The 21,262-nt window shown below is 74.5% G+C and carries 17 protein-coding genes; 8 read left to right on the top strand and 9 right to left on the bottom strand.

What is annotated here, in order from left to right:
* Positions 1-909 precede the first annotated feature (909 nt).
* Entirely contained in the window at positions 910-1,503 is a 594-nt protein-coding gene (locus C8E97_RS19680) for a helix-turn-helix domain-containing protein (protein ID WP_170211916.1), read from the bottom strand.
* Between C8E97_RS19680 and C8E97_RS19675 the strand changes: the two genes are divergently transcribed.
* Positions 1,496-2,482, top strand: coding sequence for an FG-GAP repeat domain-containing protein (locus C8E97_RS19675; protein WP_211347083.1), 987 nt, complete (start codon positions 1,496-1,498; stop codon positions 2,480-2,482). The genes C8E97_RS19680 and C8E97_RS19675 overlap by 8 nt on opposite strands.
* Before the next feature lie 83 nt (positions 2,483-2,565).
* Here C8E97_RS19675 and C8E97_RS19670 read toward each other — a convergent pair whose 3' ends face one another.
* Positions 2,566-3,546, bottom strand: a complete 981-nt coding sequence (locus C8E97_RS19670) for an alpha/beta hydrolase (RefSeq protein WP_170211915.1) — start codon at positions 3,544-3,546, stop codon at positions 2,566-2,568.
* A 115-nt stretch (positions 3,547-3,661) separates the two neighbouring features.
* On the opposite strand from C8E97_RS19670, the gene C8E97_RS19665 reads away from it, so the two are divergent.
* The 3 genes from C8E97_RS19665 (at position 3,662) to C8E97_RS19655 (ending at position 7,820) form a co-directional block, all read left to right on the top strand.
* Entirely contained in the window at positions 3,662-6,097 is a 2,436-nt protein-coding gene (locus C8E97_RS19665) for an ATP-binding protein (protein ID WP_121007032.1), read from the top strand.
* A 266-nt stretch (positions 6,098-6,363) separates the two neighbouring features.
* Positions 6,364-7,113 (top strand): peptidylprolyl isomerase, encoded by a 750-nt coding sequence (locus C8E97_RS19660; RefSeq protein ID WP_246019020.1) that lies wholly within the window; start codon positions 6,364-6,366, stop codon positions 7,111-7,113.
* Positions 7,114-7,364: 251 nt separating this feature from the next.
* Complete coding sequence (locus C8E97_RS19655) at positions 7,365-7,820, top strand: BP74-related protein (protein ID WP_211347082.1); 456 nt, start codon at positions 7,365-7,367, stop codon at positions 7,818-7,820.
* A 56-nt stretch (positions 7,821-7,876) separates the two neighbouring features.
* Here C8E97_RS19655 and C8E97_RS19650 read toward each other — a convergent pair whose 3' ends face one another.
* Positions 7,877-9,199, bottom strand: coding sequence for an amidase family protein (locus tag C8E97_RS19650; protein ID WP_121007031.1), 1,323 nt, complete (start codon positions 9,197-9,199; stop codon positions 7,877-7,879).
* 200 nt (positions 9,200-9,399) lie between these two features.
* Between C8E97_RS19650 and C8E97_RS19645 the strand changes: the two genes are divergently transcribed.
* A complete protein-coding gene (locus tag C8E97_RS19645) occupies positions 9,400-9,834 on the top strand; it encodes a hypothetical protein (protein WP_147455175.1) in 435 nt (144 codons plus the stop codon).
* Here the strand turns inward: C8E97_RS19645 and C8E97_RS19640 are convergent.
* Positions 9,826-11,271: an ATP-grasp domain-containing protein gene (locus C8E97_RS19640; protein WP_121007029.1), complete on the bottom strand. Its 1,446-nt coding sequence runs from the start codon at positions 11,269-11,271 to the stop codon at positions 9,826-9,828. The two genes, C8E97_RS19645 and C8E97_RS19640, sit on opposite strands and share 9 nt — an antisense overlap.
* A 3-nt stretch (positions 11,272-11,274) precedes the next feature.
* Positions 11,275-11,970 carry a hypothetical protein gene (locus C8E97_RS19635; RefSeq protein ID WP_147455174.1) on the bottom strand — a complete coding sequence of 232 codons (696 nt, stop codon included), beginning with the start codon at positions 11,968-11,970 and terminating at the stop codon, positions 11,275-11,277.
* A 400-nt stretch (positions 11,971-12,370) separates the two neighbouring features.
* Between C8E97_RS19635 and C8E97_RS19630 the strand changes: the two genes are divergently transcribed.
* The 3 genes from C8E97_RS19630 (at position 12,371) to C8E97_RS19620 (ending at position 14,465) form a co-directional block, all read left to right on the top strand.
* Positions 12,371-13,060 carry a hypothetical protein gene (locus C8E97_RS19630; RefSeq protein WP_121007027.1) on the top strand — a complete coding sequence of 230 codons (690 nt, stop codon included), beginning with the start codon at positions 12,371-12,373 and terminating at the stop codon, positions 13,058-13,060.
* Positions 13,061-13,210: 150 nt separating this feature from the next.
* On the top strand, positions 13,211-13,399 hold the full coding sequence (locus tag C8E97_RS19625) for a hypothetical protein (RefSeq protein WP_246019019.1): 189 nt from the start codon (positions 13,211-13,213) through the stop codon (positions 13,397-13,399).
* Positions 13,400-13,595: 196 nt separating this feature from the next.
* A complete protein-coding gene (locus tag C8E97_RS19620; RefSeq protein ID WP_121007025.1) occupies positions 13,596-14,465 on the top strand; it encodes an isocitrate lyase/PEP mutase family protein in 870 nt (289 codons plus the stop codon).
* A gap of 190 nt (positions 14,466-14,655) precedes the next feature.
* On the opposite strand, the gene C8E97_RS36555 is transcribed toward C8E97_RS19620, so the two are convergent.
* The 4 genes from C8E97_RS36555 to C8E97_RS36135 all read right to left on the bottom strand — a co-directional run bounded on the left by C8E97_RS36555 (position 14,656) and on the right by C8E97_RS36135 (position 21,061).
* Positions 14,656-16,563: an LPXTG cell wall anchor domain-containing protein gene (locus C8E97_RS36555; RefSeq protein ID WP_147455173.1), complete on the bottom strand. Its 1,908-nt coding sequence runs from the start codon at positions 16,561-16,563 to the stop codon at positions 14,656-14,658.
* A gap of 84 nt (positions 16,564-16,647) precedes the next feature.
* Complete coding sequence (locus C8E97_RS19610; RefSeq protein ID WP_246019018.1) at positions 16,648-18,027, bottom strand: MFS transporter; 1,380 nt, start codon at positions 18,025-18,027, stop codon at positions 16,648-16,650.
* 644 nt (positions 18,028-18,671) lie between these two features.
* Entirely contained in the window at positions 18,672-20,177 is a 1,506-nt protein-coding gene (locus tag C8E97_RS36140) for an FGGY-family carbohydrate kinase (RefSeq protein WP_246019017.1), read from the bottom strand.
* 77 nt (positions 20,178-20,254) lie between these two features.
* Positions 20,255-21,061 (bottom strand): hypothetical protein, encoded by an 807-nt coding sequence (locus C8E97_RS36135; protein ID WP_121007023.1) that lies wholly within the window; start codon positions 21,059-21,061, stop codon positions 20,255-20,257.
* Positions 21,062-21,262 lie beyond the last annotated feature (201 nt).

Here is a 21,262-nt window from a genome sequence, read left to right as displayed (position 1 = left end):
ATCCGCCTCGTCGCGTACTCGACCTGTGCACCGGGGTGGTTGTGCACATCGTTTCCGGGTAAGCGCCTCACATTATCACGGGCTTGATTGCGCACCGGTGGACCGCGCTTATGCCATCGACTACCGGCAGCGCCCGGCGCGGGATTTGCGGTGGTCCCGCATTCGGCCGTTCGGGAATGGGGTGGCGCGTCCGGCCGATCGGTCGCCGGGCGGTCGGCGGCGACGGCGCGGGTCGTCCGGCCGGTCGCGGCGTGCCGCCGGACGTGCTCCGGCCCACGTCGCGCCGCACGTGGCGGAGTGCTCCGGACCGTGCCGGCGGACGCGCGTGCCACCTCGCGGACGCGGTCCGCGAGCCACCTCGGGACACCGGTGCGCGGCGGGTGCGGCACCGTCGGCCCAATGCCGGGTATTCACCCGTGCACACCGCGATAACGGCAGGTCATCGCGGGGTGCGGGTGGTTCCGCGACAAAGTGCGCGTTAGTGGAACAAGGTCGCCCGGCCCCCGGTCGGGGCGCGGTCCGGTCCGGCCGAAACGGCGTGGTGGAGCAGTGGGGGAGTGGCGCCACCCGCCGAAGGTATCGATTCCCTGTCGCTTTTGTCGAAGGGGTCGGGAGCGCTCGGCCGACGTGGGCCCCGCCCCGGCCGGGGCGCGTCTCGGCAGGCTCGGCACGCTGAGTGACGACCCGCCCGGAGCCCGACCCCCGCGCGGGTGCGCGGTCCACCCCCGCCTTCCCGCGATCCGGTGCCCGCCGGCTGCGTGCCCGCCGGCTGCGTGCCCGGTGCCCGTTCCGCCCGGTGCCCGCGTGCCCGACGAGCCGCGTGCCGATGGCCCCGCCGACCGACGACCGGGTACCGGCGTGGTCCGGTGTCCGCGTGCGGTGCCCGCGTGGTCCGGTGCCGCGCCGCCCTCAGCGCCGGGTCGCTTCCGGCGTCGCGCTCGTCGCCAGCGCCGTGCTCACGGTCCGCGCCGCGTGCCGGACCGCCTCGCCGAAGAAGACCGGTCGCCCGTGCCGGGGTACCAGGGCGCCGACCACGCCGATGGCCCGCCCGGTCGGCGCGAGCACCGGGGTGGTCACGAAGTGCAGGTCGGGCGGGACCGTGCACCCCGGTCTCAGTCGCGGCCCGTCCTCCGTCCGCGCGAGGCTCGCCGCCGCGACCAGGACCTCGCGCTGCCGCCGGACGGTCAGCACGGCGCTGGTCCGCGTCGTGGCCGCCAGGTCGTGCAGCGGGCGGCGGGCGGCGGCCAGCAGGCGGGGGTAGGGCTCCCACGCCTGACCCAGCCGGAACACGTGCGCGCCCACCCGGTACCGGCCGTCGGACCGCTCCACCACGCCGAGCGCTTCCAGTTGTTGCAGCAGCCGGTGGGCCGTTGATTTCGGTATTCCGCAATAATGGGCGATCCACGTGAGTCCCACTCCATCCGAACGGCTCACCAGCGCGTCCAACAGAGTGAACGCCCGGTCGAGCACACTGCGTTCCGACTCCGCTCGGGTCATGTTCATCCGCACCCCCTCGGGTCGCCATTCAACCGCAAGCCGCTTTCCGGTCCGCTGGGCGGAACAGGTGATTTTCAGGGCTGTCGAGCGGTCGCAGACTCCCGGCATGCGCAATTTCACGAAACAACTCGCTGTCGTCGTCGCCGCGGTCGCGGTGACCGTCGTGATGCCGGCCACCGCGCCGGCCACCCCGTCCGCCGCCGGGCCGGACGACGGGGTCGGCAAGGCGTCGACCTCGTCGGACTCCTCGCCGCAGCGGGTGGCGGGCGACTTCAACGGCGACGGCAACAGCGAGGTCGCGGTCTGGCGTCCCAGTGACGGCACCTGGTACGTCAGAGGTCTGTTCAACGTCCAGTGGGGTATCGCCGGGGACATTCCGGTGGCCGCCGACTACAACGGCGACAACATCACCGACATCGCGGTGTGGCGCCCCAGCAACGGCACGTGGTACGTGCGCAATATTGCAACTGTGCAATGGGGCACCGGCGAGGACGTGCCCGTCGTCGGCGACTACAACGGCGACAACCGCGCCGATTACGCGGTCTGGCGGCCGAGCAACGGCACGTGGTACGTGCGCAATATTGCAACAGTGCAGTGGGGGATCGGCGGCGACATTCCGGTCGTCGGCGACTACAACGGTGACAACACGGACGACTACACCGTCTGGCGACCGAGCAACGGCACGTGGTACGTGCGCAACATCGCGACCGTGCAGTGGGGCGTCGGCGGCGACGTGCCGGTCACCGGCGACTTCAACGGCGACAACCGCACGGACTACACCGTGTGGCGGCCGAGCAACGGCACGTGGTACGTGCGCGACATCGCGACCGTGCAGTGGGGGATCGGCGGCGACATCCCCGTCTCCGCCGACTTCAACGGCGACAACCGCACGGACTACACCGTGTGGCGGCCGAGCAACGGCAACTGGTTCGCCCGCAACCTGTTCACCGTCCAGTGGGGTGTGGGAGGTGACATCCCGGTCTAGCCGAGCATGAGCCCTCTTCCACGACGGCGGACGGGCGGTGGCGACACGAGGTCGCCACCGCCCGTCCACACGTGGCCGGCCCGTCACGGGTGCTGGAGCACGTCCATCATCACGGGCAGCTCACGGCCGATGCCGACGCGCGCGGCGCACTCGATCCAGTGGCCGCAGTCGTACTCGACCATCCAGCTGTTGCCGATGCCGTTGGCCAGCAGGTGCTGGTGGAACTCGTAGGTCAGCCGGTGCGCCTGCGCCTCCAGCAGGTCGTCGTGCCGGGTGCCCGCGTACAGCACGGTGTGCACGCCCCCGAGGGCGCCCACCCGGTGCCACGGGTTGTTGAAGCCCCACGAGCCGTCCCACGGCGCGCCGAACGGGCCGTCCAGCGGCAGGCCCTTCTGCGGCAGCGGACCGGTGACGGCCGCGCGCATCCGCTGGTCCTCCAGGTGGTAGCCGCCGGACATGCCGATCGCCATCCGGAACAGCCACGGGCGGTGCGTCGCGTGGCGGATCGCCACGAAGCCGCCCATCGAGAAGCCCGCGACGGCCCGGCCCTCGCGCGCGCGGATGGTGTTGAGGTTCTGGTCGACCCACGGGATCAGCTCGTCGAGGTGGAACCGGTCCCACTGCTGCGCGCCCGCGGACTGGTTGACCCAGTTGGTGCCCCAGCCCGCCCAGCCGGCGTCGGCCGCGACGGTGATGATCGGGTACCCGTGCGTGACCGCCTCGATGTTCGCCTCGTTGTGCCAGTTGCCGGGACCCTGCGCCCGGCCGTGGTACAGGTACAGCACGGGGTAGGCGACGTGCGGGTTGTAGTCCGACGGCAGGGTGACGACGACGTCGTGGTAGGTCCAGGCGAGGGCCCTGGTGTCCACGGACGGGGTGTGGATGTTGACCACGTACGTGCGCGGCGTGGTCTGCATGACGTTCCGGACTTCGATGCCGTGCCCGGACGAGAAGGCGGGCGCGGCGTGCGCGGTCGCGGTGGTCGCGGCGACGCCGCTGACCAGGGTCGCGAGGAGGGCGAGCACCAGCGCTGACGCGCGGCGACGCGGGGCGGGACGTGGCACGGGGATGTCCTCCGGTGTGTCGGTCGTGGTCCGGGCGACGCGGGGCGCGACCGCCGGACCGGGAGGCCCGGCCGGCGGCGACCCCGCGCACGGGCGCCAGCCCATCATGTGAGGAGTGTCGGAACTGTCACCGCTGGAGAAGTTCGGAAACCCTGGAATCCCGGAGGACGCGGGCACCGCCGCCGATCTGGGCCGGGCCCTCAAGCACTGGTTGCGGCACGGCCCGCGCGGACCGGTCAAGGTCGCGGCGCTCGCCAAGCGGGTGCGGATCTCCCAGAGCACGCTCTACGCGTACCTGGCGGGGACCACGCTGCCGTCCGGCGAAGCGCTCGACGACCTGCTGACCGAACTGGCCGTGCCCGCCGGTGAGCACCGGCGGCTGGCGACGGTCCGCGACGCCCTGCACCGGCCGCGCGGGTCGGCCGGCCCGGCGCGCAGGCCGCGGCCGGTGCCCGCCGAGCTGCCCGCCGACCCGGTCGGGTTCACCGGGCGTGGCCGGGAACTGGCCGCGCTGGACCGGGCGCTGGCCGACGGCGCGGCGGGCGGCGTGCCGATCGTCGTGCTCGCCGGGCCGGCAGGCGTGGGCAAGACCGCGCTGGCCGTGCGCTGGGGCCACCGCGTGGCGGCCGGGTTCCCCGACGGCTGCCTGTACGCCGATCTGCACGGCTACTCGCCCGTCAAGCCGCACGACCCGGCCGACGTGCTGGCGGGCTTCCTGCGCAGCCTCGGCGTGGACGACCCGGACATCCCCGCCGGCGGGGACGAGCGGGCCGCCCGGCTGCGCAGCCTGCTGGCCCGCAAGCGGGTGTTGGTGGTGCTGGACAACGCGCTGGACGTCAACCAGGTCCGGCCCCTGCTGCCCGCGGAGCCGGGCTGCTTCGTCCTGGTCACCAGCCGGACCGACCTCGCCGGCCTCCAGGTCCGCCCCGGCGCGCGGCGCGTCGACCTGCGCCCGCTGTCCGCCGACGAGGGCGTGGACCTGCTGCGCGCGCACCTCGGCGACGAGGTCGACCGGTCGGCGGAGGCGGCGCTCGCCCTCGCCGAGCGCTGCGGCGGCCTGCCGCTGGCGCTGCGCATCGTGGTGGCGCGGGCGCACGGCCGCAGCGCGCCGTCGTTGGCGGAACTGGTGGCCGACCTGGCGGTCCAGGGCCTGGACCTGCTCGACGTGGGCGACCCGGACACGGCCGTGCGGACGGTGTTCTCCTGGTCCCTGCGGCACCTGTCCGACGAGGCGGGGCGGGACTTCCGGCTCCTCGGCGCGCACCCGGCGCACGACCTCGGCCTGCCCGCCGCCGCGGCCCTGCTGGGCGCGGACGTGCGCGCGGCGGCCCGCCGGCTCGACGTCCTCGTCCGCGCCCACCTGATCCAGCGCTCGGCCGCCGACCGGTTCGACATGCACGACCTGGTGCGGGCCTACGCCCGCGAACTGGTGACCGACGACGCGGTGCCGGCCGTGGCGCTCGAACGGCTCGTCGACCACTTCGCGGACGCCGCCCAGCGGGCGATGGACGCGCTGCACCCCGGCCCGGAGGGGGACGCCCCGATGCCGGTGGACGCCGCCCGCGAGTGGGTGGACGCCGAGTGGCAGTGCCTGCTGGCGCTGATCGCGGCCACCGCGCGGCGCGGCTGGTCGGCGGCCACGGCCCGGCTGGCGGAACCCCTCCAGCGCCACCTCGACCAGGGCGGCAGGCACAGCGACGCGCTGGCGGTGCTGGACCACGTGCGGGACGCGGCCAGGGCGGCGGGCGACCGGCCCGCGGAAGGCGCGGCGCTGTACCACCTCGGCGTGGCCTACCTGCGCCTGGGACGGCACGAGGACGCGAGGCGCCACCACCGGCTGGCGCTCGACGTGTGCCGCCGGGCCGGTGACCGCCTCGGCGAGGCGGGCGCGCTGAACAACCTGGGCAACCTCTACGAACGGCTGGGGCGGTACGACGAGGCGCTGGAGCACTACCGGGAAGCCCTCGCCATCGCCGACGGGCTGGGGTTCGCCAAGGGGCGGGCGATCGTGCTGACCAACCTCGGGGTGGTGCACACGCGGCTCGGCGACCACGACCGGGCGCGGCGCGACCTCGGGGAGGCGCTGTCCCTCTTCGCCGATCCGGGCGGCAGGGCCCGCGCCCTGGGCAACCTCGCCGAGGTGCACCGGCTGGGCGGGCGGACCGACGAGGCGCTGCCGCTGTTCGACCGGGCGCTGGAGCTGGCGCGGGGCATCGGGGCGCGGGGCATCGAGACCGAGGTGCTGAACAACCTCGGTGCGGCGCACCTGGCGGCCGGCGCGCCGGACCTGGCCCGCGCGCACCACGGCGAGGCGCTGGCGGTGGCCAGGGCCGTCGGCGACCGGTACGAGGAGGCCCGCGCGCTGGAGGGCCTGGGCGCGGCCGACCGTGCGGCCGGGCGGGCGGCAGGTGTTGCGGCGGGTCGTGCGCCGGCCGAAGGGGCGGATCGGGCGGTCGAGCGGTGGCGGGAGGCGCTGGCCATCTACCGGCAGCTCGGCCTGCCGGACGCCGACCGCGTCCGGGCGCTGCTGGCGGAGGACGCGACCCCGTGATCGCCGCACACCGCCGGACCGCCCGCGCGCGGACGACCCGGCGGAGCGCCGCGCGTCAGGTGGCAGCAGCTCTCGACCGGTGCCCCGGCACCCGGCGCCGCGACGGAAATCGGGTGCGGTCCATGCGTTCGGGGCGCGTGGACCACACCCGTGGTGGTCGGCCGCCTCGGCGAGCGGGCCTGCCCGGACACCGCACGCGGCGGCGGCGGCCGGTCCGCGCGCCGCGCAGTGGTCCGGACCACACGGATGGGCGTTAGCCTCACCGCATGGGAAGGATTGCCGTATCCGCTGTTGTCCTGCTCACCGCGCTCCTCGGCGTCACGACGCCGGCCGCCGGTGCCGCGCCGGAGGAGACCACGTCGGGGGGAACCGCGTCCGGGGCCGTCGAACGGGGAGCCTCCGAGCCCGGAGCCGTCGAACCGGGAGCGGCCGAGCCGGGAGCCGCCGGGTGGACGAAGCACTGCGAGTTCACCCCCACCCCGGACAAGCCGGCCGCCAAGCCGGTCCGGCCACCCCACCCGACGGCGCCGGCCAAGGGCACCGCGACCGCCGTCCTCGACACGAACTACGGCGCGGTGGTCATCCGGCTCGACCGCTCGAACGCGCCCTGCGCGGTGCACAACTTCACCCACCTCGTGCGCAGCCTCTTCTACCACCACACCCAGTGCTTCCGGCTCACGAACTCCGCGCGGCTCGGCGTCCTCCAGTGCGGTGACATCCACCGCGTCGAGGAGGGCGGCCCCGGCTACCGGTTCGCCGACGAGGTGACCGGTCGCGAGACCTACCCGCGTGGCACCGTCGCGATGGGCAACCAGGGTCCGGGCACGAACGGCAGCCAGTTCTTCATCGTGCACTCGCACGCCAACATCACGCCCGCGTACAGCGTGCTCGGACGGGTAGTGCACGGCATGGACACCCTCGACCGGATCGTGGCGGCCGGCATCGCCGACGGCGCGCAGGACGGGCTGCCCCGGCACCCCGTGCGCATCCACTGGGCGCTCACCCTGCCGTTCTGAGCGAGCGGTCCGGTTCCACCGACGACCGGGGGCCGCCGACGACCTGGTGGGGCCGCCGACCCGGCGGAAGGCGGGTCGGCGGCCCCACCAGGTGACCCGGTGTAGCGCGCACACCCGTGAGCGGTACGGCGACGCACCCGAAAGGTCCTCTTTGGAGTGTCGTCGCTTCCGACGCGGGGCTTGGGCGCGGGTGCTCTCCTAATGTCCGGTGTGGAGGGTCATGACCTTGACCCCGGACACCGGAGGTGTTGATGCGACGTCTCATCCGCAACATCGGCGTCACCGCCGTGCTGATCGCGCTCACAGCGGTAGCCGTGCCACCGGCCACGGGACAGCCCGACGACGTGCCGCGCGTAGCGGTGGAGACCGCCTACTTCGAGTTCACCGACTACACGCGGGAACGCTTCGTCCTCAAGCTCTCCGACCAGGACAAGATCGAGCACGCGCGCAGGATCCTGTCCGGCGAGGCGACATCGCAAGTGCACGTGCACGGCCGGATCGTCAAGAGGTCCGCCCCGTACAATTCGCGGTGGAGCTACCACCTCGATCCGGAGACCGTCAGCTTCTTCGAGGTCGCCATCGAGGTCTGCGACGCCACGATCCCCTACGTGGAACACCACTTGGACGAGGCGGGTGGCGCGTTCCTGCCCGGTCTGCACTGGTGCCCGTGGGAGTCGCGCCTGGTGCGGGAACTGCCCGAACCGTAGCCGCCACGGGACGCCGCGGGTGCGGTGGCCGCCCGGCGGTCACCGCACCCGCGGCGTCAGCCGAGACCGTCCAGCACCGCCTGCACCGCCTCGCCCACGTGCAACAGGCGGGCGTCGCCGAACGCGTGGCCCTCCAGGCACACGCCCACCGGCAGCCCGCCCCGCGTCGTGCCCGCCGGCAGCGACAGCATCGGGACGCCGGCCACCGTGCCCGGTTCGACGTTGCGCGTCACGGTGGTGAACACCGGCACCTCCCGCCCGTTGTGGGTGATGACGTCGTTCTCGCCGAGCAGCGGCGGCGGCACCGGGGAGGTCGGGCACAGGAGGACGTCCACCCGCGTGCGCAGCGCGGCGTAGGTGTCCTGCAACGCCCGCCGGGCGGCCCGCGCCGCCTCGTACGCCTCGACGGTGGTCGGTGCCGACGACATCGCCCGCACGATGTCGCGCACGTCCGGTGAGGCGATCAGTCGGGGCCAGTCCGCCACGGGCGCGCTGACGCGCCGGGCCAGCAGGCGCGGCGCCTCGAAGAGCACCAGCCCGCTGCCCGGTCCCGCGGCACGGGCGAGGTCTTCGCCCGCGTCCACCTCGACCAGGCGCGCACCGGCCCGCTCCACCGCCGCCACCGCCGCGTCCACGACCTCGGCGACCTCCGGGTCCAGGTCCTCGAACCGGCCGCGCGGCAAGCCGACGCGCAGGCCCGCGAGGTCGGCCGGAGGCGTGCGGTCGGTCGGCTCGCGGGTGAGCACCTGGTCGACGACCCGCACGTCCCGCACGGTGCGCGCGTGGACGCCGACGGTGTCGCGGCTGGTGGACAGGTTCACCAGGCCGTCGCCCGCGTACCGGCCGGTGGTCGGGCGGAACCCGACCACGCCGCAGAACCCGGCGGGGATCGTGGTGGAACCGCCGGTGTCCGTGCCCAGCCCGAACGGCACGACGCCGAGCGCGACGCCCACCGCGCTGCCGCCGCTCGAACCGCCCGCCGAGCGGGTCGGGTCGGCGGGGTTGCGCACCGGCCCGAACGCCTTGTTGTCGCTGGTGATCCCGAAGGCCAGCTCGTGCAGGTTGGTCTTGCCGACGACCACCGCGCCGGCGCCCCGGAGCGCGCTGACGACACCGGCGTCGACCTCGGCGGGCCGGTCGTCGAGCAGCCGGCTCCCGGCGGTGGTCGCGATGCCGCCGACGTCGATGTTGTCCTTGACGGAGAACGGGATGCCGGCCAGCGGACCGGGGCCGGACGGCAGGGCGCGGACGTCGCCGATCCAGTCGCCGTGCGTGGACGCGCCCGCCCTCCGGACGGACTCGAACAGGTGTCGGGCGCGTTCGGGCGGGTCGAGCGCCAGCCAGTCGCCCAGCGACAGGGTGGGTACCTCGTCGGCCATGTCCGTCCTTCCTGTCGCGCGTCGTGGGCAAACGTAGGTTCGGCGGGAGGACAGGTCAACGCCCGGCCGCGGCTTCCCGGCGGCGGCGGTTCGGGGTGTTCCGCCGACCCGTGGACGGCGGCGCGGTATTCGGGTGAGTTTCGCCGTTGTGCGTCAGGTGACCTACTGGACCGGTCCCGGTCCGCGCGACCGTCCCGATCATGACGATTTCCCGACAGCGCGCCGCCGCCCGTGCCGCACGCGTGGCGGACCTGGTCCGCGTCGAGTGGGTGCGCCGCCGGCGGGACCTGTGCGCGGAGCTGTGCTGGCAGCTGCTGATCGTCCACTTCGGACTTGCCGGGCTCGTGGCGCGCACCGCGCTCCGGGCGCGGCGGGAATGGCTCGCGGCCAGGGCGCGGGGCCGCGCGGGGACGTGGTGGACGCGGCTGGGCCTGGGGGACGCGGCGGAGATGGCCCTGAGCGCCGTCGGCCTGCCCGGCGACGTCGTGCGGTACGCGGTGGTGGTGGCGGTGTGGCTGGTCGCACGGGTGCACCGCGCGGTGGTCCGGCGACGGTCACCGCTGATCCGGGACCCGCCGGCACGCGAGCGCCGGACCCCTCGCGGCGTCGGGCCGGGCGCGGGGCCGTCAGCCTGACCGGAGGACCGGCCCGGCCACCTCGCCACCCGCCGACCCGTCCGGCGAGCCGCCCGCTGCTCCACCGGTCGTGTCGCGCCCGGTCCCGTCCGGCGTGCCGCCCGTCGACCCCGCGGGCCCCGTCGACCCCGCAGGCCCCGTCGACACCGCCGATTCCGTCGACCCGCCCGCGGTCCCGCCGGCCGGCTCCTCGTCGGCCACCTCGTAGAACGCCGGGCCGTCGAGCCGGCGGAGGGTGTCGAGGTCGCGCGACACCACCTCCTCCGCCTCGTGCAGCAGGGCGAGGGTGATCGGGTACGTCAGGTCGTCCACGGTGGGCACGAGCCGGTCGCCGGGCTCCACGCGCACCCGCAGGGCGTGCAGGCTCGCCAAGCCGCGAACGGCGTCGAGGTGCGGGTAGCGCCGCAGGACGCCCGCGCGGCGCGACACCAGCGCCGCCCAGGCGGCGTGCCGCTCGACGCGGTACTCGAGCCCGGCGCGGGCGTGGAACCGCTCGGGGTCGACGTAGGCGTCGACGGTCCACTCGACCTGCGACGTCCCGACCGCCGACCGCGCCAGGGCGGGCAGGCCGAACCCGCACAGCCGTGCACCGACCTCCACCAGGCACGGACCGCCGGGCGTCCGCCGCACCTCGGCGTGCGCGGGGCCGTGCCGCACGCCCAGGGCGTCGAGGACCCGCTCGACGTAGTCGACCAGCTCGTCCTGCACCGCGCCGCGCCGGGGCAGCAGGCGGCACGCCACGACCAGGTCTGGGATGCCGTTGGCGTGGACGCGGTCGGTCCGCCAGAGGTCGCAGACGTGGTGCCGCCCGTCCCGGCTGACGGTGTTGACGATGTACTCGGTGCCGGGCAGGTACTCCTGCGCCAGCACCGCCGAGTTGCGCGTGCCGAAGACGTCGGTCGTGCCGATCAGGCGCTCGAACGCCGCGACCGACTGCTCCGGCGTGTCGCAGAACGCGACCCCGTCGCCGGCGGAGCTGCTCAGGGGCTTGACCACCACGCGCCCGCCGCGCCGCGCGTGCCACTGCCGCAGCGGTCCGGCCTCCTCGACGCGCAGCTGGTCGGCGCGGCGCAGCCCGCGGGACCCGATCCGCTCGATCATGGCGTGCTTGTCCCGGCGGGCCGCGCTGAGGGCCACGTCGTTGCCGGTGGGCAGGCGCAGGGCGGCGGCGAGCGCGTCCGCCAGCGCCACCCCCAGCTCGCCGCCCGCGACGACCGCCACCGGGCGGTGCCCGGCGACCGCGCTCACCGTTCGCCGGAAATCGCCGGCGTGGGTGATCTCGGCGACGAACACCGCTTTGTCCGGCTCGGCGTAGACGGCGGGCAGTTCGGGCGTGCTGCGCACGTGCACCACCCGGTACCCGGCCGCGGCGAACGCGGTGACGAGCGGTTGTGATGGGGTGTAGCTGTCCACCACGGCGACGCGGCGTGATTCCACGGATCAGGCCAGGACGATGTCCTTGAGGCTGTCGATGGGCGCCGGCGCGGAATGCAGCGTCTGTTCCAGCAGCGCCGGGGAGAACAGCACGATGTGCTCGGTCTGCCGCAATTCGTCGTCGGTGGCGGCGATGTTGATGCGGATCTCCCGGAACTGCTGACCGGGAATTCCCTCCTCGGTCGGCAGGACGTAGGACGTGTCGGTCTTGCCCCGGACGCGCTCGCCGTCCCGCCCGGTCCACACCATCACGAACTGGCCGTCGATGCGGCCCGGCGCGACCGGCGTCCACGTCTCGATCGTCGGCGCGATCGAGACCAGGCGCGGCACGTCGACCTCGCCGTCGACCTGGAACACCGCGCGCAGCCGGTCCTCGCCCGCCGGCTCGACGCGGTAGGCGGTGCTGAGGTGACCGTGTTCGCCCAGGTCCAACGTGCGCACGGCCTCGTACACGCCGCCGGTGCCGATGAACGGGTTGACCGCGCCCTCGGTCATGCGGCTCATCGACGGCTGACCGGTCAGCACGACGTAGGACAGCAGCGAGATGTCCATGCCGCGGGGCACCTCCTGCCGCGCCCGCACCACGCAGGAGATGTCGCCGTCGCCGAACATCCCGCGGCTCCTGCCCGCGCACCGCAGGGCGGCGCCGTTGACCGTTCCGCGCAAGTCCAGGTCGACTTCTACGAGCTGTCCGATGCTCATGGCCGGTTACCCCTCGGGTCGAGGTGTCGGAGTTGTTCCCTGCCCGCCTGATTGAACCGGAGCGGGCGTGGTGTGGTAAGCATCCGATCAGGTGCCGGGGCTACTCGGGCAGTGCGCGTTAATCGTCACAGCCGGTGACCGGAACGGGTGCCGTGCAGGCTCGCGTGGAATCGTCGACGGGTGTGATCGGGTGTTCTCCGACAATCCGGGCGATCGTCGGGACGCCTTCTTCCGGACGTCCTTCCGGGACAATCCGGAATGGTCGCCGGAAATCCGGCGGCCGACGCCCGACCGCGCGACGACCAGGTCCGGGGCCAGGCCGTGCGACGGACGGGCGTGGCGTGCCCCTGTGGCGACCGACCGCGTGAAACGATCACGGCGTGCCGGCGATGACACGGGTATGAAGATCATGGGGGGACTGGCGGCGGTCTGCGTCGCGGCGGGTGTGCTGACGGCGTGCGGCGGGCCCGCGCCGGCGGCGGAGCCCGCGCCGTCGTCGACGGCCCCGACCACCACGAGCACCGCCCCGTCGACGACGTCGAGCACGCCGTCACCGGCCGACCGCCTGCCCGCGCTGGTCGAACGCGCCGCGATCCCGCGCGACGGGATGGCGGACCGCGGCATCGCCGAGCCCACGGACCAGCGGTACGCCTCGGCCGTGATGCCCAGGCCGTGCGCGGCGGAGGTCGAGGCCGAGTCCGGCTACACGCCTGCCCTGTTCCGGGTGTGGGACGGGGAGCAGGGCTCCGTGCGCCAGACCGTGATCGGCTATTCGGAGGCAACCGGCGCGGAAGTGCTGTCCCAGCTCGCCGCCGCGAGCCGGGGCTGCACCTCCTGGAGCGATCAGGGCCGTCAGGTCCGCGTGGTCGAGGGCGCCGCGGTGAACCGCCCGGAGGGCGTCGAGGGCTTCCTGGGCTACTGCGCGTCGGTGACCGAAGCGGAGCAGCTGTACTGGATGTGCGTGGCGTTCGTGGCGCGCGGGAACCTGGTGTCGTGCGTCTTCGCGTTCCGCGGTGACGTGCCGTCGGGCGCCCTGGACGACCTGCACGCGATCCTGCCGCGTGCCGTCGACCGGCTGGTCAACGCCTGAGGGGGCCGGCTTCCCCGGTGCTCGCTGGCGAACCGGGTCTGCACCGCCTGTGCTGACACGGGCGGGTGATTTTGCCCCGATCGTGGTGATATTCGCCGTCGGGTGGGTACACGGAGCGTTCAGATGCCGACGAGCCGCGGAGGTGACGCCGTGGAGCGGAACAGCACCCAGCACGGGCCCAGGACCGACGACCGGCTGAAGCAGGAGATCGACAACGACCTGCGGGCGACGGGGCCGACCCGAGCCGAGGACTGGCGCGACCCGGAGATGCCCGACGAGGAGGAGGCGAGCGAACTCGGCCTCGACGGCCCGCAGCGGCCCCAGCCGCCCGCGACCTGAGCCCCGGCCGCCACCGGCGACCCGGCGGAGGGCGGTCCCGTCCCAAGGCGCACGGCGGCGCGGGCGCGGTGCCGGCGGGTGCCCCCTTCCGGGGGGCGGGCTTCCCGCCGGCGGTGGCGTCCCGGTCCCGGACCGGGCGGAAGATCATCCTTCCGATATCTCGACCCGGTGCGGCGGCCGGTGGCAGGTTCGCCGCATGGCATACGGGAAAGCCCTGCGGGACGCCGTGTCGGCGGCCGGCACGACACCGGTGATCGGCGTGTTCGACATGCTGTCGGCGTCGGTCGCCGCGCGGCACTACGACGCCCTGTTCGTCTCGGGCCTCGGTCTCGCCGCGTCGCACTACGGCCTCCCGGACATCGGGTTCATCGCCTGGCCGGACGTGGTGGCCTTCGTGCAGCGGCTGCGCCAGGCGTTCCCGCGCCACCACCTGCTGGTGGACATCGACGACGGCTACGTGGACGTGGAGGTCGCCTGCCACGTGGTGCGCGCCCTGGAGCTGGTGGGCGCTTCCGGCGTGGTGCTGGAGGACCAGCGGCGGCCGCGCCGCTGCGGGCACGTCGCGGGCAAGCAGGTCCTGCCGGTGGAGGACTACCTGGAGAAGCTGACGGCCGTCCTCGCCACGCGCGCGGACCTGTTCGTGGTGGCCCGCACCGACGCGACGGAGGAGGCGGAGATGGTCGCCCGCGCGTCCGCGTTCGCCGGCACCGACGCCGACGCCGTGCTCGTGGACGGCATACCGTCGACCGCCGCGATCCGCCGGGTGGCCGCCGCGACCGGCGGCACGCCGCTGGTGTTCAACCAGATCGCCGGTGGCCGGTCACCCGCGCTGTCGCTGTCCGAGCTGACCGGGCTGGGCGTGGACGTGGCGATCTACAGCACGCCGTGCCTGTTCGCCGCCCAGGAGGCCATGACCGACGCCCTGGCCCGCCTCCGCGACTCGGACGGCCGCCTGCCGGAGGACTCGATCGGCGTGGCCGACTCGCAGTCGCTCCTGGAGGACAACCTGGCGAGCCACCACGCGGTGCCCGGCCCGCGCGGCGACACCGCGCCGATCCGGACGTGAGGGCGGGCGCCTCGCGTGAGGGCCGGTGCGCCGCGTGACGACCGGTGCGCCGCGTGACGACCGGTGCGCCGCGTGACGACCGGTGCGCCGCGTGCCGGGCTGCGCGCTCGGCTCGCCGGTCCGCGGTGGACTGTCGGCGGTCGTGCGGTGGGCGTGCCCGGCCACCGCGGAGGGCGGCCGGGCACCCCGCTCAGACGCGGCGTCGCGCGCGGGCCGTCAGGCCGATGCCCGCGACCAGGCTGACCAGACCCGCCAACGCCAACCAGCCGACCGCGGCACCGGTGTCGGCCAGTTCCGCCGGCTCGTCGCCGTCCGCCAACCCGTGATCCACGGGGTCCACATCCGCCGGGTCCACGTCCACCGGGTCTTCGTTCGGCGGGTCTTCGTCCGCCGGGTCCTCGTCCGGCGGGTCGTCGCCACCCGGCGCTGCGGGCGCGCCACCCGGCGGCGGGCCGTCCGGGTCGGGCTGGTCCGGCCCGTCCTCGACGTACACGACGCGCGTGGTCGAGCCGCTGTCACCGGCGTACACGGTGAACGTCGGCGCGGTGGACCGCCACGGACCGACGATGCCGAAGTCGTACAGGTCGGCGGGCATGTCGTGGAACTCGAAGATGCCCTGGGCGTTGCTCACCGCGCGGGCGACGACCTGCCCGGTGACCTGGTCGCGCAGGTACACCTTCACGTCGGGCAGCGGGGCCGTCGGCGGGCAGCGGGGGCACAGGCTCGCCTGCCGCGGCAGGATGTGCAGCAGCTGCCCGACGACGCGCGGCGCGCGTCCGCCGGGGACGCGCCCCACCGCCGACGCCACCACGGCCCCGTTGACGAACGGCGGCGCGCCGAGGACGCAGCGCACCGACAGGTGCCCGGCCTCGGCGGCGGAGGCCGTGACCCGGTAGGTGAGGTCGTACGTCTTCGTCGTGCCGGCCGGCAGGGTGGTCCCGTCCTCCTGGCCGAGTTCGCCGAGGCTGATCACCACGCCGTTGGTGGAGTGGCAGCTCGCCGAGAGTTCCGGGATGTGGGCGTCGCCCCGGTTGGTCAGGGTCACGGCCACGACGGCGGTGTCGTCCACCCGGTACGCCGGCCGCGTGAACGCGGCGGTGGCCGCCAGCAGCGGGTTGACGTGGTTCGCCGCCCGGATCAGCACGTCCGGGTCGTCCACCTCGTCGACCTCGACGCTGACGAGCGGGAACGACCACTGGGTGTTGTCGAACTCCACCACGTACCGGCCGATCGGCAGGCCCCGCAGGGAGAACCGGCCGTTCGCGTCGGTGACGGCGGTGTACGACCCGACCGGTCGACCGCCCGCCGCCCGCACCGGCTGGCCGACCAGCAGCTCGCCGGGGTCCACGGCGGAGTTGCCGTTGCGGTCGCCGTAGATGACGCCGGAGTAGCTGCCGCGCAGGACGGTGAGCGGCACGGCGGCGGTGACCGCGTTGTCGCCGGGAGCGGCGTCGGGCTCGGCGGACGTGGTCTCGACGACGAGGCGGACCGCGTCGCCCTTCGGGTCGGTCACGTGCCCGCTGGCGTACCCCTCGGCCGACTGCCCCGGCGCCAGGGTCGGTCCGGGCCAGTCGAACCCGTGCCAGAAGTGGCTGTCGATGTTGCCCGTCGACGTGACCTGCACGCGGGTGGCGGTGGCGTCGCCGGCGTTGGTCACCTTCACGCGGGCGACGACGACCTCGTGCGCGAAGTACGAGGGCTTGTCGTAGGTCACGACGAGCCGGAGGTCGACCCCGGCGCGCGGAGCCGTGACCGGTTCCGCCGTGACCGGGTCGGTGGCGGGTGGTTCCGCCGCCGGTGGTTGGTCGCCCGGTGGCTGGTCGTCCGGTGGCTGGTCGCTTGGTGGTTGCTCACCGGGCGGTTGGTCGGCCGGTGGTGCGTCCACCGCCGGCCGGTCCGGTGCCGGCTCCGTCGCGACGGGCTCGATCGCGACGGGCTCGGTCGCGGTGGAACCGGAGGGCGCGGGTCTGGACGGTTCGGAGGTGCCTGGCGGTTCGGCGGGCCGGGCGCCGTCGGCGGCGGCGGGCCCCGCCGACACGCCCACGACGAGCACGGCGGCCAGCAGCGCCGCGCCGATCGACACCGGTAATCGGGACATGCGGTCGTCTCCTTCCTCGACTCCGGGGGAGGACTGCCCAGCGTTCTCCTCCGGGCGGGCTCGCACAACGCCGATCCGGCGGCATCAGCGCCGCGGGGGCCGGGACAGCAGCAGCACGCCGGCGGCGACCACGATGCCCGCGAGCGCGCACGCGTAGGCGACCAGGAACGGGTCGGTGCCCGGACCCGACAAGGGGGAGAAGCCGACCCCGACGTACAGGGCGACGCCGCCCGAGCCGCCGAGCTGGTCGGCGCAGCGCTGCACACCGGACGCGATACCCGCGTCGGCCTCGGTGACGCCGTGCAGCGCCGCGTTCTGCAACGCCACCAGCCCGACGCCCATGCCGGACGCGACGAGCAGCATGCCGGGCAGGACGCCGACCGCCCACGGCGACGCGGCGGGCACCAGGGCGAGCACGGCGATCCCGGTCCCGGTGGCGACGAGGCCGAGCAGCGCCGTCCGCGTGATCCCGAGCCGCTCGACGACCCTCGGCACGCCGAGGCCGGCCGCGACCAGGGCGACGGCGAACGGCAGGAACGCCGCGCCCGCCGCGATGGGTGACAGGCCGCGCTCCTCCTGCAGGTGCAGCGTCAGCAGGAAGAACGTCGTGGACAGCGCGGCGCTGAACAACGCCGTCGCCCCGTTGGCGACGACCCGTTCGCGGTGGCGGAGGAAGGTCAGCGGCAGCAACGGGTGCGCGGCCCGCCGCTCGACGGGCCGGAACGCCACCGCGCACACCAGCGCGCCCAGCACGGCCGCTCCGGCGAGCGGCACGTCGGGTTCGCGGTCGCCGAGCCCGATGACGCCGAAGATCAGCAGCAGGGGAGCGGCGACGAGCAGCGCGGCGCCCGGCAGGTCGACGGGCGCGCGGGTCACCGGGCCGTCCGGGCGGAGGAGCAGCAGGCAGGCGACCACGACCACCGCGACCAGCGGCGGGTTGACCAGGAAGACCCACCGCCAGTGCAGCAGCTCGGTGAGCAGCCCGGACAGCAGGAACCCGAGCACCAGCCCGCAACTGGCCACCGCCGCCCACACGCCCAGCGCCCGCGACCTCGCCCGCGCCTCGGGGAACACCAGGGCGATGACCGACATGGCGGCGGGCAGGGCCAGCGCCTCGCCCGCGCCCTGCCCGAACCGGGCGAGCACGAGCAGCGGCAACGACGGCGCGACGCCCGCGCCCAGCGAGGCCACCCCGAACAGCACCGCGCCCGCCACCAATGCCCGACGGCGGCCGAACAGGTCGGCGAGCCGCCCGCCGATCATCAGCAACCCACCGCCCACGACGGTGTAGCCGGTGACGACCCAGGTCAGCCGGCGCGCATCGGCGTCGAAGTCGGCGCCGATGGCGGGCAGCGCGATGTTCACCACGGTGACGTCGACCGCGACGAGGAACTGCAACAGCGCCAGGAACGTCAGGATCGTCCAGCGCGACGCGGACCACCGCGGTCGGCCGGTGACGGGCATGCGTCGACCACGTGCGAGGAAAGACATGAAGAGCTGCTCCGAATCCGGGAGCGCGCGTACGCGCGCGACGAAGAAGCGCTGCCGACGCAGCGCACCCGAAACGCCGACTCCGTGCGGCGCGGGTCTTCTCCACCCGAGAGTTGTCAGCTCACGGCGGTGACCCTATCAAGTGATCCGGTCGCGGTCGCCTCGGGCCGGACAGACGGGGGATCGGCGCGGCGGATTCGTACACAGGCGATGGGGTGGTCGAGCTGCATAGCGTTCCCGACGACCGTCCAAGACCTGCTGCGCTTCCGGGCACGCGCACTCCGTGCTCACCCTGCTGTGGTCCCGTTGCTTCAAAAGCACATGGGAAGAAGACGCGAACCGGGGCCACAGAAGCGCGCCACCTCATCCTTGCAGGACTGAAGCTCTTCAGGTTTCCAAGCAACGGGACCACGGCAAGGGGACCACGGACTCCACGCGCCCGGAAGCCTCGCAAGTCCTGGACGGTCGTCGGGAACGCCACGCGGCTTGACCACCCCTCCGCCTGTGTACGAATCCGCCGCGCCGATCCCCCGTCTGTTCCGGCCTCGGCGATGCCGCGGCCCGCACGGGGAACAACAGCACACAGGCCCGCCTACCCCACAGCGCCCGTCCCGCGCTCAACTCCCGTCCGCCGCGTGCTGCTCGGCCGCCAGGAAGTGCGCGATCCCGGCCGTCGCCGGGTACAGGTCGCGGTACCGGCGGTAGAAGGCGTCATAACGCGCCCGCTGCCCGGAATCCGGCCACACGGTGTGCGCGACCGGGTTCCAGGTCCCGTGCTCCACCTCGTGACCGGTCGCGATCGCGGCGAGCAGCGCGTCACCGAAGCACGCGCCGACGGTCTCGGTGGGCACGTGCTGCGCCTCGCCCGTCACGTCCGACACGATCCGGGTCCACAGCCGCCCCTTGGTGCCGCCGCCGACCGCGAAGAACCGCTCGGCCCGCGCCCCGGTGCCGCGCATGGTCTCCAGGTTGTGCCGGACGCCGTAGGCGATGCCCTCCAGCGCGGCCCGGTACAGCTCGGCCCGGCCGTGCGCCAGGGTCAGCCCGGCGATGACGCCCCGCGCGGACGGGTCGAACAGCGGCGTGCGCTCGCCCGCGAAGTACGGCAGGACGAGGAGGCCGCGGCTGCCCGCGGGCACCGCCGCGGCCTCCGCGACCAGCGTGTCGAAGTCCGCGCCGACGAGGCGGCGCAGCCAGTCGGTGACCGCGCCGGACGTGGCCATGCCCGCGGCGAGCGTCCGGGTGCCGGGGAAGGCGCCGCTGGTCGACCACAGGCCGGGGTGGGAGCGCGCCTGGTCGACCACCTGGACCAGGAACATGGTCGTGCCGTACATGACCATGACGTCGCCGGGTTCGCGCACGCCGACGCTGGCCGCCTCCGCCCACGCGTCGACCGTGCCGGCGGTGACCGGCAGGCCGGCGGGCAGCCCGGTCTCCGCCGTCGCGCCCGCCGTCACCGCGCCGACCACCTCGGTGGGCCAGCGCAGCTCCGGCAGCGGCAGGCCCGGCGCGACCAGCTCCGCCCAGTCCGCCGCCCACGTCAGCGACCGCTGGTCGTACATCGGGTCGCACTGGCTCGCCGACTGGTGGTCCAGCACGTACCGCCCGGTCAGCCGGTGCACCAGGAACGAGCCGGCCATCAGCAGCATCCGGGTCCGCCGGTACACGTCCGGCTCGTGGCGCGCCAGCCAGCGCAGCTTCGGGCCGACCGCCTGGCTGGACAGCGGGGTGCCGCCGCGCCGCACGACCTCCTCCGCGCCGAGTTCCGCGGTCAGCTCGGCGATCTCCGCCTCGGCGCGGGTGTCCACCCCGTACAGGATCGCCGGGCGCAGCGGACGGCCCGCCTCGTCGGCGGGCAGCAGGCACGGCCCGATGCCGCTGACCGCCAGGCCCGCGAGCGGCCGACCGGCCGCGGCGGCCACCAGTTCCCGGCTCAACGCCGAGAAGTCGGCCCACCACACGGTTTCCGCGTCGTGCTCGACCCAGCCGGGACGGGGCGTGGAGGTCCGGTGCGCCCGGCTCGCCCGTGCCAGGACGACGCCGCCGGGTGTCACCAGCACGCCCTTGGCGCTGGCCGTGCCGATGTCGATGCCCAGCAGCAGACCGTGATCCGCGACCGCCACGCAGCCTCCTCGTCCGGCGTCCGGGTCATCCTGCACCGGGTGCGCGGACGCCGTCGAGCCGCCGGGGGCCGGCCCGGTCACAGGTCCGGGCCCAGCTCGGCGGACGCCTCGAACGGCGACCGGCCGGTCGCGCGGGCGACGCGCACGACCGCCAGCCGCGCCAGCCGCGTCGCCCGCAGGGCCAGTTCCCGGCGCACGTCGTCCGCGACCGCGCCGCCGTCCCGCACGGCCGCCGCCAGCCGCGCCAGCTCCTCGGCCTCGCGGGCGATGCACTCGTCGCTGTCGTTGCCGCGCAGCGAGAACCGGTGCGAGGGCGGCAGTTCGACCGGTTCGCCGAGCGCCCGGCGGTAGACGGCGCGTTCGAGGCGGTCGAGCGCCTGCCCGACGGGCGGCTCGCGGACCGGCCACAGCTCCACCTCGGCGACCGGGTCGAGCAGCAGCGCCAGCCGGGACCGCACGGCGTCCGCCAGCACCGCCTCGGACCGGCCGATGAAGACCACCTCGCCGTCCGGTCCGTACAGCGCGAAGCACCCGGCGCGCGCGTCGGCCCAGCGCCGCCCGGCCGGGTCGCGCGCGGCCAGGCCCCGGTCCAGCGGCGAGCGGGCCGGGCGCGGGCGCAGGACGGCCCGCTGCCACCGGCGGCGCCACCGGGCCACCTCCTCGTCGTGCCGCGGCTCGTCGCCGCCGTCGCGGTGCCGCAGGACGGCGCGCACGAACGCCTGCACGAAGTCGGCCTTGGGCATCCGCTTCCCGTTGAGCACCTCGCTGACGGTCGCGGGCGGCAGCGCGCGGCCGGGCGCGAGTTCGCGTATCCGGGCGTAGGTGGGCTTGCCGCATTCGACGTGCAGCGTCCGCAGGCTCTCCGCGAACTCGTGGACGGACACACCGCGTCCTTTCCTGGGGTCGATCGGTACATCGGCCACAACTGCGCGGGGCGGGAAAGGATACGAATGGTCCCGGCCGGCCCCGGCGGTGGCCGTCCGGAACGTTCGGGTTCATTCGGTTCCGTTCGGCGTCCACGGTCTCAGGTGACTCTCCGTGAGCAGCGCTCAGGTCTTCCTGGCTGGGCTTTTAACACTCCGTTG

Origin of the sequence: Saccharothrix australiensis (assembly GCF_003634935.1) — a bacterium.
Taxonomy (GTDB): domain Bacteria; phylum Actinomycetota; class Actinomycetes; order Mycobacteriales; family Pseudonocardiaceae; genus Actinosynnema; species Actinosynnema australiense.
The sequence above is the reverse complement of the archived record's forward strand: the minus strand, read 5'-3'. Positions and strand labels throughout refer to the sequence as shown.